The organism is Nocardia sp. NPDC046763 (assembly GCF_040645495.1).
GTDB lineage: Bacteria > Actinomycetota > Actinomycetes > Mycobacteriales > Mycobacteriaceae > Nocardia.
Genome location: NZ_JBEYYI010000021.1, coordinates 1 through 16,724, shown reverse-complemented (window position 1 = coordinate 16,724; position 16,724 = coordinate 1). Strand labels below are relative to the sequence as shown.

The 16,724-nt window shown below is 65.4% G+C and carries 18 protein-coding genes and 1 pseudogene; 11 read left to right on the top strand and 8 right to left on the bottom strand.

Annotation, left to right across the window (positions count from 1 at the left end; all coding sequences use genetic code 11):
• Positions 1-16: 16 nt before the first annotated feature.
• Complete coding sequence (locus ABZ909_RS29120) at positions 17-610, top strand: TetR/AcrR family transcriptional regulator (RefSeq protein ID WP_357005612.1); 594 nt, start codon at positions 17-19, stop codon at positions 608-610.
• 115 nt (positions 611-725) lie between these two features.
• Positions 726-2,363 (top strand): FAD-binding oxidoreductase, encoded by a 1,638-nt coding sequence (locus ABZ909_RS29115; RefSeq protein WP_357005609.1) that lies wholly within the window; start codon positions 726-728, stop codon positions 2,361-2,363.
• Between the two features lie 317 nt (positions 2,364-2,680).
• On the opposite strand, the gene ABZ909_RS29110 is transcribed toward ABZ909_RS29115, so the two are convergent.
• The gene (locus tag ABZ909_RS29110; RefSeq protein WP_357005607.1) at positions 2,681-3,349 is read right to left on the bottom strand and encodes a hypothetical protein; all 669 of its coding nucleotides are present in this window, start codon (positions 3,347-3,349) and stop codon (positions 2,681-2,683) included.
• Between the two features lie 674 nt (positions 3,350-4,023).
• Between ABZ909_RS29110 and ABZ909_RS29105 the strand changes: the two genes are divergently transcribed.
• Positions 4,024-4,782 (top strand): class I SAM-dependent methyltransferase, encoded by a 759-nt coding sequence (locus ABZ909_RS29105; RefSeq protein ID WP_357005604.1) that lies wholly within the window; start codon positions 4,024-4,026, stop codon positions 4,780-4,782.
• A 45-nt stretch (positions 4,783-4,827) separates the two neighbouring features.
• On the opposite strand, the gene ABZ909_RS29100 is transcribed toward ABZ909_RS29105, so the two are convergent.
• The gene (locus ABZ909_RS29100) at positions 4,828-5,523 is read right to left on the bottom strand and encodes a TetR/AcrR family transcriptional regulator (protein ID WP_357005603.1); all 696 of its coding nucleotides are present in this window, start codon (positions 5,521-5,523) and stop codon (positions 4,828-4,830) included.
• Between the two features lie 262 nt (positions 5,524-5,785).
• On the opposite strand from ABZ909_RS29100, the gene ABZ909_RS29095 reads away from it, so the two are divergent.
• The 5 genes from ABZ909_RS29095 to ABZ909_RS29075 all read left to right on the top strand — a co-directional run bounded on the left by ABZ909_RS29095 (position 5,786) and on the right by ABZ909_RS29075 (position 10,438).
• Positions 5,786-6,304: a hypothetical protein gene (locus tag ABZ909_RS29095; RefSeq protein WP_357005600.1), complete on the top strand. Its 519-nt coding sequence runs from the start codon at positions 5,786-5,788 to the stop codon at positions 6,302-6,304.
• A 956-nt stretch (positions 6,305-7,260) separates the two neighbouring features.
• Complete coding sequence (locus tag ABZ909_RS29090) at positions 7,261-8,343, top strand: NmrA family NAD(P)-binding protein (protein ID WP_357005598.1); 1,083 nt, start codon at positions 7,261-7,263, stop codon at positions 8,341-8,343.
• Between the two features lie 156 nt (positions 8,344-8,499).
• Positions 8,500-9,342 (top strand): SH3-like domain-containing protein, encoded by an 843-nt coding sequence (locus ABZ909_RS29085; RefSeq protein WP_357005978.1) that lies wholly within the window; start codon positions 8,500-8,502, stop codon positions 9,340-9,342.
• Positions 9,339-10,058 carry a thiocyanate hydrolase subunit gamma gene (gene scnC / locus ABZ909_RS29080; RefSeq protein WP_357005596.1) on the top strand — a complete coding sequence of 240 codons (720 nt, stop codon included), beginning with the start codon at positions 9,339-9,341 and terminating at the stop codon, positions 10,056-10,058. Before ABZ909_RS29085 ends, scnC begins: the two co-directional genes overlap by 4 nt.
• Before the next feature lie 17 nt (positions 10,059-10,075).
• Positions 10,076-10,438, top strand: a complete 363-nt coding sequence (locus tag ABZ909_RS29075; protein ID WP_357005594.1) for a thiocyanate hydrolase — start codon at positions 10,076-10,078, stop codon at positions 10,436-10,438.
• Between the two features lie 227 nt (positions 10,439-10,665).
• Here ABZ909_RS29075 and ABZ909_RS29070 read toward each other — a convergent pair whose 3' ends face one another.
• Together ABZ909_RS29070 and ABZ909_RS29065 are read right to left on the bottom strand one after the other, a co-directional pair.
• Positions 10,666-12,030: an NAD(P)/FAD-dependent oxidoreductase gene (locus tag ABZ909_RS29070; RefSeq protein ID WP_357005592.1), complete on the bottom strand. Its 1,365-nt coding sequence runs from the start codon at positions 12,028-12,030 to the stop codon at positions 10,666-10,668.
• 146 nt (positions 12,031-12,176) lie between these two features.
• A complete protein-coding gene (locus ABZ909_RS29065; RefSeq protein ID WP_357005975.1) occupies positions 12,177-12,470 on the bottom strand; it encodes an agmatine deiminase family protein in 294 nt (97 codons plus the stop codon).
• On the opposite strand from ABZ909_RS29065, the pseudogene ABZ909_RS29060 reads away from it, so the two are divergent.
• Positions 12,417-12,551: pseudogene (locus tag ABZ909_RS29060) on the top strand (transposase); the annotation flags it as partial. The gene ABZ909_RS29065 and the pseudogene ABZ909_RS29060 overlap by 54 nt on opposite strands.
• Positions 12,552-12,669: 118 nt before the next feature.
• Here ABZ909_RS29060 and ABZ909_RS29055 read toward each other — a convergent pair.
• The 4 genes from ABZ909_RS29055 to ABZ909_RS29040 all read right to left on the bottom strand — a co-directional run bounded on the left by ABZ909_RS29055 (position 12,670) and on the right by ABZ909_RS29040 (position 15,482).
• Positions 12,670-14,106 (bottom strand): sulfatase, encoded by a 1,437-nt coding sequence (locus ABZ909_RS29055; RefSeq protein ID WP_357005590.1) that lies wholly within the window; start codon positions 14,104-14,106, stop codon positions 12,670-12,672.
• A gap of 353 nt (positions 14,107-14,459) precedes the next feature.
• Entirely contained in the window at positions 14,460-14,786 is a 327-nt protein-coding gene (locus tag ABZ909_RS29050) for a DUF1048 domain-containing protein (protein WP_357005588.1), read from the bottom strand.
• A 1-nt stretch (position 14,787) separates the two neighbouring features.
• The gene (locus ABZ909_RS29045) at positions 14,788-15,144 is read right to left on the bottom strand and encodes a DUF1048 domain-containing protein (protein WP_357005586.1); all 357 of its coding nucleotides are present in this window, start codon (positions 15,142-15,144) and stop codon (positions 14,788-14,790) included.
• Complete coding sequence (locus ABZ909_RS29040; protein WP_357005583.1) at positions 15,141-15,482, bottom strand: PadR family transcriptional regulator; 342 nt, start codon at positions 15,480-15,482, stop codon at positions 15,141-15,143. Before ABZ909_RS29040 ends, ABZ909_RS29045 begins: the two co-directional genes overlap by 4 nt.
• Positions 15,483-15,612: 130 nt before the next feature.
• Between ABZ909_RS29040 and ABZ909_RS29035 the strand changes: the two genes are divergently transcribed.
• Positions 15,613-15,885 (top strand): MerR family transcriptional regulator, encoded by a 273-nt coding sequence (locus ABZ909_RS29035; protein ID WP_357005581.1) that lies wholly within the window; start codon positions 15,613-15,615, stop codon positions 15,883-15,885.
• Positions 15,886-16,327: 442 nt separating this feature from the next.
• On the top strand, positions 16,328-16,724 hold a 397-nt coding region (locus ABZ909_RS29030), incomplete at its 3' end, for a sigma-70 family RNA polymerase sigma factor (protein WP_357005579.1).

Genomic DNA, 16,724 nt, shown 5'->3' with positions numbered 1-16,724 from the left:
TCCGGGAAGGGCTGACATGGCACGCACCGCGGGCAGCAAGAATGTGCCGCGCGCCGAACGCGAGGAGCAGATCCTCGACGCCACCGCCGCACAGATCGCGCGGGTCGGCTACGCGGGTCTGTCGATGGCGGCCGTCGCCAAGCAGGCGGGGGTGTCGAAGACGTTGGTGCACACCTGTTTCGACACCAGGGACGGACTCTATGCCGCCTGCGTGGACCGGGCCGCCCGGGCGGTCACCGAGGCGATCGAGCCGGTGCTGTCGGGGACCGCGGATCTGAGCATGGCCGAGCAGACGCTGCTGGCGATCTTCGGCGCGCTCGAGCACCACCCGCACGATTGGAATGTGCTGCTGGATCGCAGTCATCCCGCCGACGGTCCGGCCGCGGAGGCCGCGAACGCGGCGCGTGCGCGGATCGAGGGGCAGGCCGCGCGTGGCATGTCGGCGTTCATGGCGGCGCGTGAGATCACCGATCCGGTGGATCTCGCGGCGTTCACCGAGGTGTGGATCGGCGCGGTGACCGCGTTGATCCACTGGTGGCAGCGGCATCCGCAGGTGCCGGGGGCGGAGATGGCGGCCCGGACCCGCCGGCTCATCGCCGCGTTCGCCTGACCCGAATCCGGTGGCCGCGCAGCGGTGTCCGCGATGTTGCCTCTTGCCGCCACCATTATTGACCAGGTAGTAATTTACCCATCAGTCATTAATGTGGCGAGTGGAGGATACGACCATGACAACCAGATCGTGGTGGGGATGGGGCACCGTCGAGGACGCCGTCACCGGCGCCGAACGCACCGCACTCACCCGGCGGATAGCGACCCTGCTGCCCGACGCCGACCTCACCATCCACCAGCCACCCGAGCTCACCGCACTCCCGATCCCGCAACCCCGCACCCGCGCCCCGCGCGCGCTGGCCGGGCTCGCCTCCTACGACACCGCCGACCGTGTCCTGCACGGCCACGGCCAGGCCTTCCGCGACATCGTGCGCAACCTGCTCGGCCGCATCGGCGACGTCCCCGACCTGGTCGTGCGGCCGCGCACCGACCAGGACGTCGTCGACGTCCTCGACTGGTGCGCCGCCGCGGGACTCGCCGTCATCCCCTTCGGCGGCGGCACCTCGGTCGTCGGCGGCGTCGAACCCCGCGACTGCCACGACTATCCCGGCAGCGTCGCACTCGACCTCACCGCGCTCGACCAGGTCCTCGAGATCGACCGCACCAGCCGCGCCGCCCGCATCCAGGCCGGAATCCTCGGGCCCGCACTGGAATCCGCGCTGCGACCCCACGACCTGACCCTGCGACACTTCCCGCAATCGTTCGAGTTCTCCACCCTCGGCGGCTGGCTCGCCACCCGCGCCGGCGGACACTACGCCACCCTCTACACCCACATCGACGACCTGCTCGAATCGATGCGCGTCGTCACCCCCGTCGGGGTCAGCGAATCGCGGCGGCTACCCGCCTCCGGCGCCGGACCCGCCCCCGACCGCCTGTTCCTCGGCTCGGAGGGCACCCTCGGCGTCATCACCGAAGCGTGGATGCGGCTGCAGGATCGGCCCCGCTGGCGTGCGAAAGCCTCGGTCCTGTTCGACGACTACCGCGCCGCCGTCGACGCCACCCGCACCCTGGCGCAATCCGGGCTGAACCCGGCCAACTGCCGGCTGCTCGACCCCGCCGAAGCATTCCTCAACGCCGGAGTCCTCGCCGCCGGGGGAGTCCTGGTCCTCGGATTCGAATCCGCCGACCACCCCGTCGACGATGCCCGACGCCGCGCCGTCGAGATCTGCGCCGGGTTCGGCGGCCGCACCCGCGACGAGGCACCTACCACGGCATCCGATGCCGACCCCTCCGACACCTGGCGCTCGTCGTTCCTGCGCATGCCCTACCAGCGTGATGCCCTCGCCGCTCAGTCGATGATCACCGAAACCTTCGAAACCGCCTGCACCTGGGACCGATTCGAGCAGCTGCGCGCCGCCATCGAGACCGCGGCCGCCAACGCGTTCCGGGCCACCGGCGTCACCGGCGTGCTGACCTGCCGGTTCACCCACGTCTATCCCGACGGGCCCGCACCCTACTTCGGCGTGTACGCCGCCGGCCGGTGGGGAAGCACCGTCGAACAGTGGGATGAGATCAAAACCGCTGTCTCCGAAGCCATTTCCGCCAACTCCGGCACCATCACCCACCATCACGCCGTCGGCCGCGACCACCGGCCCTGGTACGACCGGGAACGACCCGGCCCGTTCGCCACCGCCCTGCGCGCCACCAAACACGCCCTCGACCCCGCATGGATCCTCAACCCGGGCGTCCTCATCGACCGCGAGGAGCTGTCGTGTTCCTCGCCGCCACCCCGTTCATCCTGCGGCCCATCGTGAAGAACCGCCTCACCGCCGGCCCCGCACCCACCGCGATCGGGCAACCCGCGTGACCGTGACCACCGAGGCACCCGCCCCACGCGCACGGCCCGCGCCGCACGTGCCCGGCGAGCCGGCGGTTCATCCTGGGCGACCTCACGGTACGGCTCCTACATGGAGATCGCCCGCGCGCCACTGTGGCTGAAACTCCTGTGCGCCTGCTGGGGTGGCGCGGTACTCACGGCCCTGGCCTACACCATCCTCACCACGCCCCTCTGATACCGCTCCGCACCGGAATCGCTTGCCGGCCAGGGCATCCCGCGCCGGTGGCGGACCGGTCAGCGCAGGGAGTAGACGTAGCGGCTGGTCGGGATGACGTCGAGGTCGCGGTCGGCGCCGAAGCGCGCGATGCTGTCGAGCATGCGGGTGCAGCGGCGCTCGAGTTCGGCGTCGTCACCACCACTTCCCCAGTAGGCGTGTGGATCCGACATCGCGGCCATCGGGAACAGTTCCTCGACAACGGCGTCGACCCGCCCGTCGGGGGTGATCGAGCCCAGCACCGGATTCTGGATGTAGCCCAGACTGGCCTGGTTGTCCAGCGCGACCTGGGTGTGGTCGCCGATCCAGTTCTCCAGCCACTGCGCGCGAGTCATCCCCGGCGGAATCCTCATCACCGCAATGCGCGCCAATGCGTCGGCGCGGACACCGCTGTCGGTGCGGGGCGGGCGCAATGGGGTGAGCTCGTCGACGACGAATCCGTCGAGCCGATCGGCCAGGGGCCGAAGCAGAGCGGTGATCTGATCGGGATCCTCGACCCCACGCAGCGTCACCACGGCGTCGACGGGCGTGTCATAGGTGCACATCCACAGCTCGGCCGCGGCGACATACTCGTCACGGATATTCACCTGCAGTTCGCTGACGCCGCAGTAGGCCAGGGCCTGCCGCAGTTCGCCATCATGCAGGCTTGTCTTCAATTCGGCCCCCCACAGCAAATACGTCAGTTTCATAGCCCTGCTACCCGGAATGTGATGCTGATCATCGAACCAACCGGACAGTAGCCCAGTCCTCGGGCCCACGACCGGCCCGTGTCCCACTGAGCGGAACTCTCAGCAACACGAACCAACCGACTGGAGGGATGCCTGGTCGGCCGACCATCAACACAGGGGAGTGGCGACCGGATCACGTGATCACCCCACCCACATCGCCGACACCACACGACAACATGGCCGCCGTCGGGTACCGGCTCGACCGACTGCCCGTCACGTGGCCTCCCGTGTGCCGGACGGCCACATCGGCTCAGTTCGCCCTGGCGGCAACAGTTTCCACCATCCAGCCAGTCCACCCTATTGCGTCACTGTGACGTAATAATGTCCGGGACCCGCGGGTTGGGGGACCGGCGGCAGCCGGAGGGGCGAGAGGCGACCGGCACACAGCCGGGCCATGATCGGCGACTTCGGCTCGACCCGGAAGTTCCGCCAAAAGCCAAATACGTCAAAAGATTTCATTTCGCCAGATCAGCACGTTCGGCACCCGAGCGGAACGAACAACAGCACCGAGCAAGCGTCGGTGGTCCACCAACTAAACTGAGCATCCGAGAACTTATCCGCCACCATCGGAACCATTGGTCTCATCGCCAGCACGACCCTTCAGGTGTTGCCCGTCCGCAATAGAAGGAGGAGTCATGAGCAGGGAAGCGAACCACGACGATCAGCCGGACTTCGAAGCGCTGTACCGGGACGCGTCATCGGAACCGGGTGCTCCCGCGTTGATCCCCTGGGACATCGGCGGCCCACAGCCGGTGGTGCAGCAGTTGGTGGCCTACGGCGCCGTGCGGGGCGAGGTGCTCGACCCCGGAACCGGCCCGGGACATCACGCGATCTACTACGCATCCAAGGGCTACCCGACCACCGGTATCGATGCGTCGCCGTCGGCGATCGAGCGGGCCAAGCGCAACGCCGAGCGCGCCGGGGTGACGGTGGACTTCGAGGTGGCCGACGCCACCAAACTCGAGGGCTTGGAGGACCGGTTCGACACCGTCATCGACAGCGCGTTCTACCACGTGTTCCTCGACGACGAAGAAACCCAGACCCGGTACCTGCAGGCCCTGCACCGGGCCACCAGACCCGGGGCGCGACTGTTCATGTTCGAATTCGGCCGCCACAACGTCAACGGCCTGCAGCTCGAAGGTTTGCCGGCCGAGAATTTCGACCGCGTGCTTCCCGCGGCCGGGTGGCGCCTCGACCACCTGGGAACCACCACCTACCAGGGCAACTTCAGCCCGGAGACGTTCACCTATATGACCAAGGAGATGAGCGACGACTCTGGATGGGCCGATCGGATGAAGCCGATGCTGGAACAACTCCAGGTCATTGGGCCGTTGCTGAAAGACAATCGGGTGCACCTGCCCGTGTGGGCCGTGACCGCCACGCGCCTCGACTAGCCCTGCCGAGCCGCCCCACCTCCGAATGGTTCAGGTCGACCCTGGTCATTCCTCCAACGCTGCTCGAGACGCCTCCGGTGCAGTGGAGATGATGCCGATCACCGTTGCGACGATCTGGCCTTCGGGATCGCTGAGGCGCGGCAGCGATGCCCTGTCCACCAACAGAGATCCGAGAGTGAGATCTACCAGTTCGGCACCGACCTGTTCGGCAGATCTGCGCCCTTCCGGCTCGAACCACGTCCACGCCCATTGCGCGGCACCGAAAATGAGCAGGCTCCGGATGCTGGTATCGACGCGCCGGAAGTCGCCGGATGCGATACCCGCGTCCAGCACGCCGAGCAGGATTCCGATGTAATGCCTCCGCAGCTTGCGCCCTTCGGAATCCTCATCCTCCTGCGCCAGTCGCGCGACCTCGCGCTGGAATGCGATGGTCCCATTTCGGTCGTGCACCTGATACAGCATGGCCGCGTGCAACAGCCCGGACAGCTGCTCGGGCGGTGTGGCGAAGGTCGACACAATTCGCTCCGCCTCATCGATACGGCGCCGCATGTAGGAAACATGCAGAGCTTCCAACAACCGTGCCTTCGTGCCGTAATGGTGCACGATCAAGCCCTGTGAGATGCCCAGCTCGCTTGCGACGCCACTGAAACTCGTTCCGTCGTAGCCCTTCTCGGCGACATGGCGCGTGAAAATATCGAGAATCGCGCCCGACTTGCCCGGTCCCGCCGCACGTCTACTCACTGATCCCGCCCCTCCTCGTCCAATCTTCCGGACACCCTCGCACCGACCGCCTGCTCGATCAGTCGTTGACTGAGCGCGCAGTCACTATTAGCATTATGCCCCGAGTCGCAGCGGCGCGTTCTCTGCATCAACCATTCATCTCGAAAAGTTGACCTACCGCCCATGTATCAACACGCCCATCCCCCCGAGGCCGTCATTGAGCGACGAGCCTCAGAACACATCGCATGACCGGCTTCTCTGGCAGCGCCACGTGTGGTCACCCATGAATGCGGGTGTAGCGGCGTGCGGGGATCAGGCGACGGACGCGGCATCTCTGCTGTCGCCGGATCAGCTATTGGCCGCGATCGCCGGGCGGCTCGCCGAGCCGTTCCCGCTCATCACGTGGGCGAGAGAACTCGGTGATCTGCACGCCGCGCTGATTTCGGCGGTTGTGAATCCGCAGCGGAATGCACCGGAGGTCACCGAGGCGGCGCTGTGCGCGGATATCGCGAAGGTCATCGACAAGATCAACTCCTGGGCCGCGTCCACTATGCGCCACGGCCGGTGCGCCCGCCGCCACACCCACACCTTCGGCGAGGTGATCAGCCATGTGGCGAAGACCTACGCCGAGGCATGGTGGACGGTGCTGCACAGCGACTGCGAGGAGCTTCGGCACTCCGCGTGGGTCCATCTCGGCGAAGTTCGTGACGGCTACGCGCACCTCATCGGTGATATCCGGGCAGGCCGCGTCCAACTCCCGCTGGGCTGGCGAGGCATCCGGCACACCGAACCGCCGGGGTAAGGCCCATCCCGGGGCTTGCTGCGAGGCGAGGTCGGGATACATCGAGTCGCCTGCCGTCTCGCAACACCGAAAGACCCGATCCGGCAGCGAGTTCGCCCTGATGGCAACACATTCCACCATCCGGGCAGTCCAGATTAATACGCCACTGTGACGAATTGGCGAGCCGGGGGCAGGGTCGGGGAGCGGTCGCTGGAACCAGCATACCCAGCTATAGGTTTCGGCTCGATCAGGAACTTTTCCGTCAAAGGGCAAATGCGCCAAAATATTTCGGTTTCACCGATTCTGCACCCTGGCACGGAATGAACGGCAACACCCCGGTGAAGTCGCCGTTCGCAGCGGCGCCGAACCGGAGTGTATCGTCGCGTGCGCACGCATGCCGCTGTCCGATCCGGAAAAGGTCGCGTGTCGCGGAGCAGCACGTGGATCTACCGGTAAGGAATCGAAATCCGCTGATCAGGGGGATTCCGTGCGTCGCAAGACCTTTCGGTTTACCGATTCGAGTGGACCGAAGAAGACCGTTGCGTCCGATTCCTGATCTGGTCCTACGACGATGTTCGCCGCGAGACACTCGGCGGCGGCTTGCGGCTCCGCCTATTTCAAAAATGTTGATTTGCAACGTCGTTGAGATTTCAGCCCATGACACCGGCGGCTTGGGCTTGGTCCAGTACCTGACCCAGGATCTCGAATGGGTCGCCGGCGTCGTCCTCGCCGCTAGCGCCACTGTCATCACCCCGGCCGCGAGCGCGCCGCAGGTGGTAGGACTTCCGCCGCGGCGGCTCGCTGTCGCCCCCGCACGGCTCGGCGTTGGTGGGTGCCGCTCATGGCTTTCAGGCTGCCACGCCACCCCCATGTTGACAATGGTCACATCTCGCCCCACACTGAGGGATGTGACCAGTGGCAACTTTGTTGCAGCCGAAGGTCCACGAACCGAGACACAAACCCGGAAAGGAACTCCGATGACGACCACTCGCGTGCTGGTAACCGGCGCCACCGGAAAGATCGGCGGCGCCGTCGCCGCTCAATTATTGGAGAAGGGCGTGCCGACAAGGGCTTTGGTGCATCGCGACGATGCGCGCAGCGCACGGCTGAGGGCCCTGGGCGCCGAAACGGTCGTCGCCGACATATTCGATATCCAGCGGGTACAGGCCGTGATGGACGGGGTCGACCGGCTGTTCTTCAACCCCCCGTACCACCCCCATGCACTCGACAGTGCGGTCTCCTTCGCCGTGGCCGCGCGGCGCTCGGGCGTCGAGGCCGTGGTGGCGCTGGGGCAGTGGCTGGCCAGCCCCGAGCATCCCTCGCTGATGACCCGCCAGCACTGGTTGATCGACAAGCTGTTCGAGCTGCTACCCGATACCGCCCACGTCGCGGTCGACCCCGGCTGGTTCGCCGACAACTACCTGCAGTTCATCGGTGTGGCTGCCCAGCTGGGCGTGCTGCCCGCGCCGACCGGGGGCGGACGCAACGCGCCCCCCTCCAACGAAGACATCGCCCGGGTTGCGGTGGGCGCGCTACTCGACCCGCACCGTCACGACAGTCGGGCCTACCGCCCGACCGGGCCCACGCTGCTAACCGGAGCAGAGATCGGCGACGCCGTGGGTGAGGCGTTGGGCCGACGGGTACGCCACATCGAGGTTCCCCCACGGATGCTCATGAAGGCCGTGCGCGTGAACGCGAAACGACTCGGCTTCGACCTGTACTTGGAGTCCGGCCTGCGCCACTACGCGCTCGAGGCCGCACTGGGAACCTGGGAGGTGGGCGGCCCCACCACCCATGTCCGTGATGTCGCCGGCGTCGAACCCGAAGACTTCCTGACCATCGCTCGCCGCTACGCGACCCGCTCGGAAACCCGGCGTACCGCAGGGAATCTCATCGGCCAGATCTGGAACTTCACCCTGACCGGCCTCGTGCCGATGCACGACCTGGACCGCTTCGATCGACTCCAACAGCACCCGCAGCCCGCGCACCCCAGGCTTTCGGGCCAATCCGCAATCTGGCGCAGCGAACACACCCCATCAACCGAGACCAGTCCGGCTTAGACCAGCTCTACCCCCCGGGGGTGTTCGGTGCGTGTTCCGGGGCCGGGCGGGGCGGAGGTGGTGATCGGTTCCGGCGAGGTTCCATCGGCGCTACAGTCAGATTGCTGTGATTTTGCTGCCGATCCACGCGGAGGTGAGGCCGTGGCCAATTCAGTCATGGGGGACTTGGTCAGTCAGCTGCGGCTCGGGTTTCATCGGCTTCAGGACTGGGCTTACCCGGATGAGATCGATAGCGCCCTCTTCAGGGCTTATATGAAGACGCCGCACGATGTCGGCGGTGAACCGGATGCCCCGGCCACGTTCGAGGAGAAAGAGGAAGAGCAGTGGGAACTCAACACGTTCGTGACGTGTGAGGTTCTCGGCTGGCGGGGGATTTGGACGTCCGAAGAACGTCGACGGCTCGGCAATGTCGACGTCGGGCGCATGGCATATCTCGGGTTTCCGTACTACGGACGCTGGGTGTTGGCGGCTGCCCGTTGCCTCATCGACAAGCGTCACATCACGCTCGGTGAGCTGATCGAGCGGGTAAGCGAGGTTCGGGAACGCTGCGCCGGCGGCGACAACGCTCCGCTGGAAGCCGTGCCTCGCACCACCGGCGACGGGGAGGCCGTGGCCCGGAACCGCCATCACACGGAGGCGGCCGGCAAAGGCGATCCGCAGTGTTTCGCCGGCACAGCCGGCGCCCCGCGGTTCGCGGCGGGCGATGCGGTGCGCGTGCGGGATCTGCCGACGATCTTCTACACACGCACCCAGGAGTACCTGCGGGGGAAGCCCTGCACGGTCGTCAAAGTGTCCTACGAGAGCCTGATACTGGAAGACGAGGCGTTCGACCGCGAGGATCAGAAGCCCGAGTGGTTCTACATCGTACGGTTCAAGATGACCGATTTGTGGGAGCCGTATACGGGCTGTCCGAACGACACGCTGCAGGCGGAGATCTCGGAAACGTGGCTGCAGCCGAAGCGAACCGAGGCCCGCGATCATCGAGAGGAATCCGCATGACGGCGAATGGCGAGACGGGTCACGACAGTTCGGAACAGCACGCGGCGCCGATGGTCGAGGAGGTCACCGACTTCGAGGTGCTGGAGATCGCCTTGCGCGAGTTGGCGATCGAGAAAGGGCTGTTCACCGCCGAGGATCACCGGACCTATACGGAGTTCGTCGAACAGCTGGACCCGGCGCCTGGCGCCCGGCTCGTCGCCAAAGCCTGGATCGATCCCGATTTCAAGCGGTTGATGCTCGAGGATCCCATCGCCGCCTGTCTGGAGGTGGGAATCGACTGGTTGCGACCGACCGGATTCGGGACGCCCAGCGATTTCACGGCATTGCACGTGCTGGAGGACACGCCCACGCTGCATCACGTGATCGTGTGCACCCTGTGCTCGTGTTATCCGCGTCCGATCCTCGGAAACTCGCCCGAGTGGTATCGGACGCCGAACTATCGCCGCCGCTTGGTGCGCTGGCCGCGCCAGGTTCTCGCCGAGTTCGGCCTCTTCCTTCCAGAAGACATCGAGATCCGAGTCGAGGACTCCAATTCCAAGCACAGGTTCATGGTGCTGCCGGTCCGGCCGGATGGAACGGAGGGCTGGACCGAGGAGCAGCTCGCAGCGATCGCGACGCGGGACTGCTTGATCGGCGTCGCCCTTCCCAAGCCCGGCGTGACAGTGAATGTCGACCGCCCCGTGCACCCTGCAACCCACCCGGCCGAGAATCACTGACTCCGAGAGGCCGAGCAATGCCGACCGAAGACGACGTCACAAATGTCCGAGTGCGGACGCTGGAGCAGATCGTCACTCGCGGACAGGTGTGGTCGCGGATGGCCGATAAGTACGGCGTCGCCAATCCTGTGCCGCCATGGAGATCAAGTCTCGACGGGATGTGCGACGCACTCGACAGGGAAGGTACGGTACTGCCACTTCTCACGCGCCGCCTCGAGGAGGACCGCCTCTCCAATGAGGTGTACAAGACACTGCCGTTCCCAGAGAATCAGCTCGTCGCGCTGGCGCACTCGCTGATCGCCAGAAATGTCATCGATGAGGCTGCCCTGGCCGAACGCATGGAAGCCGTGCGGGCGAGGCTGGAGGGCGACGAGGAGTGAGCCTGCGCGATCGAATCCATACGCGAACACTGGTTTTGTGACGCGCGCCGGGACCGCCGGATTTCGCTGTGCAGGAAGCTGTCCCACTCCTCGCTGGAGAAGACGAGGGCGGGTGCATCGAGCCACGAACTCCACGTGATTGGCGGCGTTGTTCGATATCGGTGTGCGACGTCCGGCCCGGAGCCGCCGCACACCCAGGAACAGACCGGTGACGAGGGACAGTGCGGCTACACGAGGCTGCGTTCGGCCACGATGGCGGCGGCCGCGCGGCGGCCCATCCGGATCGCGCCGTCCACGTGCTGGAAGCCGTGCCCTGCCAGGTCCGAACAGCAGAAGTGGATCGGGCCGACCGGGTCGCGGTGGTCGCGGCCGTAGCGGGTCATGCCGCCCAGGTCGAAGCTGACGCCGTAGGCGCCGCGGGTCCATTCCTCCGCGCCCCAGTCGGATTCGTAGTAGACGACCGGGTCGGCGGCCTCGGGGCCGAGGTAGCGGACCAGGCAGTCGAGCACGGCCTGCCGGCGCTCGGCGGGGCTCATCTCGAACACGGCGTCGGCCTGCTCGTGGGCGATGAAGCCGACCATCGCGCCGTTGGCGGCGTCGTGGTTGGTGTTGTCGTAGATCTCCGACACGATGTCGGTATCACTGAAACCGGTGCCGGACAGGCCCTTCGCGCGCCAGAACGGGGTCGGGTATACCGCGTGCACCTTGACCACGAAACCGAACGACATGTGCTGGTACATCTGCTGGCGACGACGCGGCATGGGCGGATCGAAGCTGATGCAGGAGTACAGATTCGGCGGCACCGCCAGCACCACCCGGTCGGCGCGCACCTCCAGATCGCCGTCCGCGAAGACGCTGACGCCGGTCTCGGACCATTGCACCTTCCGCACCGGCGAATTCAGGTGCACATCGTCGCCGATGGCGGCGGCCAGGCGTTGCGAAACCTGTTGCATGCCACCGATGACCCGCTTGTCCAGCATGAAGGTGTCGGTGGCCAGCGCGGTATAGGACCCCTGCGCGGCGGCCATGTGCAGCGCCTGCAGCGTCGAGAAGGTGTGTGCGGGCTTGGTCAGCATGGCTCCGGAGACGAAGAAAGCCACCGTCTCCCGGGCGTGGTCATTGTCGGACTGCCGCTCCAGCCACAGGCTGAACGGGATCGAATCCAGTTCGGCCGCAAGCGGATGCGCCCACGGCTGCTCCGCGCCGACCTCGGCGGCTAGCCCGTCCAGCAGCTGAATGAGGCGATCGATCTCGGCGGCGGTGTCGGCGGGCGCGGGGAAGACATCGCCGGTGAACTGCTGCCGGGTGCCGTCAGCGGCCAGGTAGACCGATTCGCCGTCGCGGTAGCGGGAGAAGGTCTTCAGGCCGAGTTCCTCGACCAGCTCCAGGGCGGCGGTGTGATGCGGGGACAACCACTGACCGCCGATCTCGATCATCGCGTCCTCGATGTCGCCGGTCCAGGTGCGTCCGCCGACTCGATCACGAGCCTCCAGCACGGCTACGGTCAGACCGGTCTTGTGTAGTTCGGTGGCGGCGGTCAGGCCGGACGGCCCGGCGCCGACGATCACGACGTCGCGAGTGATGACAGGCACGAGAACTCCTTGCTGAACATCGAGTATTCCTGGAGATAACCTGAGGGTTGCTGTTTCTAGTATGTGGGTACGTTCACGGTCCCGCTCGCTACACTCCGGCGAATCGGGGCCCCCGCGATCGCCATTCTGGCGCGCCAGCCGAGTTGTCAGCGCGCGGGCAAGGGCTCGTTCCAGGTGATGCAGTGGATGCCGCCCCCGCGCGCGAAGATCTCCCGCGCGTCGACCGTCACGATGACGCGGCCGGGATGGACATCGGCCGGCACGGCCGCGGCCTCGGCGTCATTGCGGTCGTCGAATCCGCACAGGATGGCCGCGCCATGGCACACGTAGTGGTCGATATGGCCGTCATCGACGAAGCCGTCCTCGCCCAGCGGCGTTCGCGGAGCGGGCACCGGCACCACCTCGAAAGGCTTTCCGGCCGAATCGGTTTCGGCGGCCATATCGGGCCGGTGGAAATCGACGTGCCGCGTGATCGCGATGCCAGTTTCGAGCCGCAGATCGTGCGCGAACGCCAGCGTCGCCACTGGCTGACCCACCACCAGGCGATGGGTTTCGGCGATCCCTACTTGCAAAGCGCAGAGAACGCTGTGGTCGGGCATCTGGTGACGATGAGTGCCGGCCCGGTCGGCGCGGTCTGGGTCACTGGAACATCTGGGCGAACTCGGGGCTGGCGGGCAGATCGTAGACGCCGTAGTCCTCGACGTCGTATTCACCCTTGGTCACCTGCTGCCACAGCGGCACGGCCCAGGCGCCCTTCTGGGCGGCTTCCGCTGGCTCGGGCAGGAATCCTTTGTCCTGGGTCTGGGCGATCCACAGCTGCAAAGCGGTGCGCATGCGACGCAGGATCGGCAGGTATTGCGGGTCATCGGCGAGGTTGTGGAGCTGGTGCGGGTCGGACTCGTTGTCGAACAGCTGCTCGTCGGGACGGACTTCGGCGAGCACATCCTCCTGCTCGGGAGTGAGCTGGCCCTCGGCCCGTAGCCGCAGCATTTCCAGCGCCATGTCGTCGGTCATCACCTCGAGATCGGTGCGGAGTACCGCCGCGGGGATGGCCGGCTGATTCGGCATGTAGTTGCGGATGTAGTGGTAGCGGCCATCGGTGACCGCTCGCATGCGGTCGATGTGGGTGAGCACTCGGTCGCGGTGGGCGAATGCCAGTGGGCGGACTTGGGCCCGGGAGCCCAGGAAGGGTGCTCCGGCGAGGAAGGGCGGTGGGTCGATTCCGGCCAGTGACAGCATGGTCGGCGCGATGTCGACTCCGCTGATCAGCCGATCGGAGATGGTGCCGGGCGCATAATCGGCGGGCCGGTATTTGGCAGGAATCCGGATCGCCAGTGGCACATGGATTCCCGCGTCGTAGAGCGAGCACTTGGCGCGGGGCATGTCGCGGCCGTGGTCGGTGAGGACGACGACGATGGTGTCGTCGAGCAGGCCGTCGCCCTCCAGCATGTCGAGCACCATGCCGACCTTGGCGTCGAATACCTGTACCGCGCACAGGTAGCGGGCCCAGATCCGGCGCGTCTCGGTGGTGTCGGGGTAGTAGGGCGGTAGCTCGACCTGTTCGGGGTCCACGCCGAGCCCTTCAGCGGCGTAGCGCTGCAGCGAGTGGTGTGGCACGTGTGGTTCGAAGATCTGAAATTCGGCGAAAAACGGCTGATGCGTGCTGAGTTCGGCGTAGTCGTCGCCGTCGTAGATCGACGGGTCGTGCTGACGCGACCAGCAGTAGTCCCGCTTGCCGATGGTGATGAACGGGTACTTGTCGGGCGTCTTCACGACGTTCGCGGTGTAGTAGCCGGCGCCCGCACGCAAATGCTCGGCCAAATGCTTGACATAGTCCGGAAAGTCCGGCTCGGAGTGGTGGTGCTGCGCATTGAGTTCCGTCGGGTACATCCCGGTGAAAATCGCGGTGCGCGACGGAGCACATGTGGGCGCGGTCGCGTAGCAACGGGAGTAGAACATTCCCTCACGAGCCACCCGGTCGAAATGAGGAGTGTTGACCCCCTGAGTGCCGGTGAAACTCGATGCCGACCCGAGATCGTCGGACATGATGAACACGATGTTGGGTTTGTCTGGCATGACACACTCCCGTCCTGTCAGTTCAAGCTCTGAAACCACCTTCTCGTCGCATCGGATCCGGCCGCTGCCGCTGTGGCGCAGTGATCGACGCTACGCCGCCGATCCGCACGCGGAGGCACTATCAACTCGATCACCAGCCCTCCGCCCGCTCAGCATCGGATGCGAGAAAGTCGCATCCGATGCGAATCGGCCATGGGCGGGTCTCGACCCGCGATCAGCTGTTCTTCCAGATCCTCGGCGCGATAGCCGAATTCGAGCACGCGCTGATGAGTGAACGCACCCCGCGACGGCCTGGCCGCGGCCCGAGCCCGCGGGCGTACCGGCGGCCAGAAACCCGACCGGAGAAAAGGGGGTCATTTTATTCCGCTGCCGACGTCCTTTCCGGTGGACTCCTGATAAATGTCGGCGTAGGTGCGTGAGTTCTTTATCAGGCTGTCGCAGAAAGCCGCGACATCATTGCCGATGAGTTCCAGAATTCCCTTGCCGGCCGCGACTCCCTCCTCGAAGAAATCGACAATTCCCGAGAGCAAGTTTCCGTCGACCAGCTCGACTGGTCCGATTTTGAAGAAGTATTTTTGAATCTCCTTGTAGACGATCTGATAATCGGGTGGAAGCGCCTTGACCCGCGCCATGTGTACCCGCCACTCCCGCTTGCCTTCGATGATGTCGCGAATGCCCACTCTATCCTCCTAGCCGACCGAGTTTCTTGGCGACGTTGTCGTTCAGCTGCTCGCGCCATTTGTCCCGATAATGTTTGGATCCTTCTTCGCCGGCGATCGCCGCACAGAAACCTTTCAGGTCGTCGCCCAGCGCTTCGTGGACACTCTGACCATCTGACGCTGTTTCCTCGAGCAGCCCCAGGGCGCCATCGAGAATCGGCATCAAGTTGCGACCCGTGAAGCCCGAGTACGGCGAAAGATGGGTCTTGATCTCCTCCCACGCCACTTGATACTCGGCACGCAGGGTCTTGGCCCGAGCATCGAAGGATTTGTATGCCCTGGTGAGGTCGCTGCCGGTAATCGTCTCCCAGAAGTTCATTTCTCACTTCCCTTGAGCTGATTGATGCGCGCTGAGACGTATCCCCATTTTTCCCAGAATGTTGCGAGTTCTTTGCGTCCTGCATCGTTGAGCGCGTAGAACTTGCGCGGCGGACCGACTTCGGAAGGTCGTTTCGAAACATCGACCAGACCGTTCTTCTCCAACCGAACCAGGATGGCGTAGACCGTCCCTTCGATGACGTCCGCGAAACCGAGTTCATTCAGCCGCCGTGTGATGGCGTATCCGTATGTCTCCTGGGTATCGATGATCTCGAGGACGCACCCTTCGAGCGTCCCCTTCAGCATCTCCGTCAAGTTGTCCGTCGCCGCCTCCTTCATCGGACCAAGCTAGTCAGTGGTACTGACTACCACTAGACTGTATCACACAGTAGTGGGCCTTGCGAGGCCACTACTCGGTGCTACTATATACCGGTAGTCTGTATGACCGAGTAGCATGAGAGGGGATGGCATGTCCCGCGGAACGTCGCTGGAAGGGTTCGCGATCGACCAGGCGGCGGCATTCGCCGGCGTCACGGTGACGATGGTGCGGCATTACCATCAGCGTGGGCTGGTCGACGAACCCGAATTCGACAGCTCCGGCTCTCGCCGATACCGATCCGCAGAATTGTTGCGGCTGGTTCAGGTCCGGGCCCTGGCCGGGGCGGGCGTACCGTTGGCCGAAATCGGAGATCTACTCGACTATTTCGCTCACGTCGAGCACATCCTCGACGTCCGTCGGTAATTGCATCCGCGGTTGCGCCCATACCGGCGGCCTCGAACCCAGCGATCATGTCGTTCAACGCGGCCGGTAGGTCGGCCAGAGGACTGCTGGGCTACCTACCGCCCGAGGCGCAGGATCGGCGAACAGATCACCCGGTACCCCGACTGCGCAGACCACCTCCAGCCTTGGAGATCTCGGTGAGCATCGTGTTCAGGCTGACGTTGCCCGGGTCCGACGGATTGCCGCCAATACCGCTCGCGCGGAGGAACCACCACTCCCATCGAATTCCCGGCGCGCTACCCGCGGATGGCCGACAAAGCACGGCTCCTACTCGGCGCCGCCGACACTGCCGAGGCGATGAACTCCCTCGGCAAACTCCACCCGGATGCCGCCGATCTATCCCGCCTGACCTGCCCGCTGCGCTGTTCTGCGGAACCGCGGTGGCGCCCTCGGCGGCGCAATCATGGGAGCGGTACACAACGCGATGTGCAACGATGCCGGAGTGGATGCCCACGTGGATGCCGACGTCAGGTTTTGGGACGAGGAACTCGAGAAACTACGTGGGCCACTGACGGGGTACTGCTATCGGTTGTTGGGGTCAGCGGCGGATACCGACGACGCAGTCCAAGACACGCTGATACGGGTTATGGCTTCCCGTGGTTCCTTCGACCCGCGGCGGGCGTCCTTACAGACATGGGTGTACCGGATTGCCACCAACATGTGTCTGGACATGCTCCGGGCAGCGAAGCGGCGCGCTATCCCGGCCGAGCCCGCGCCTGGCACGGCGGCGGGCTTGGATCTCGGGGAGCCTCTTGCGGCTGATCGGTGGGTGGAGCCCATGCCGGACTCGCGGATGCTCA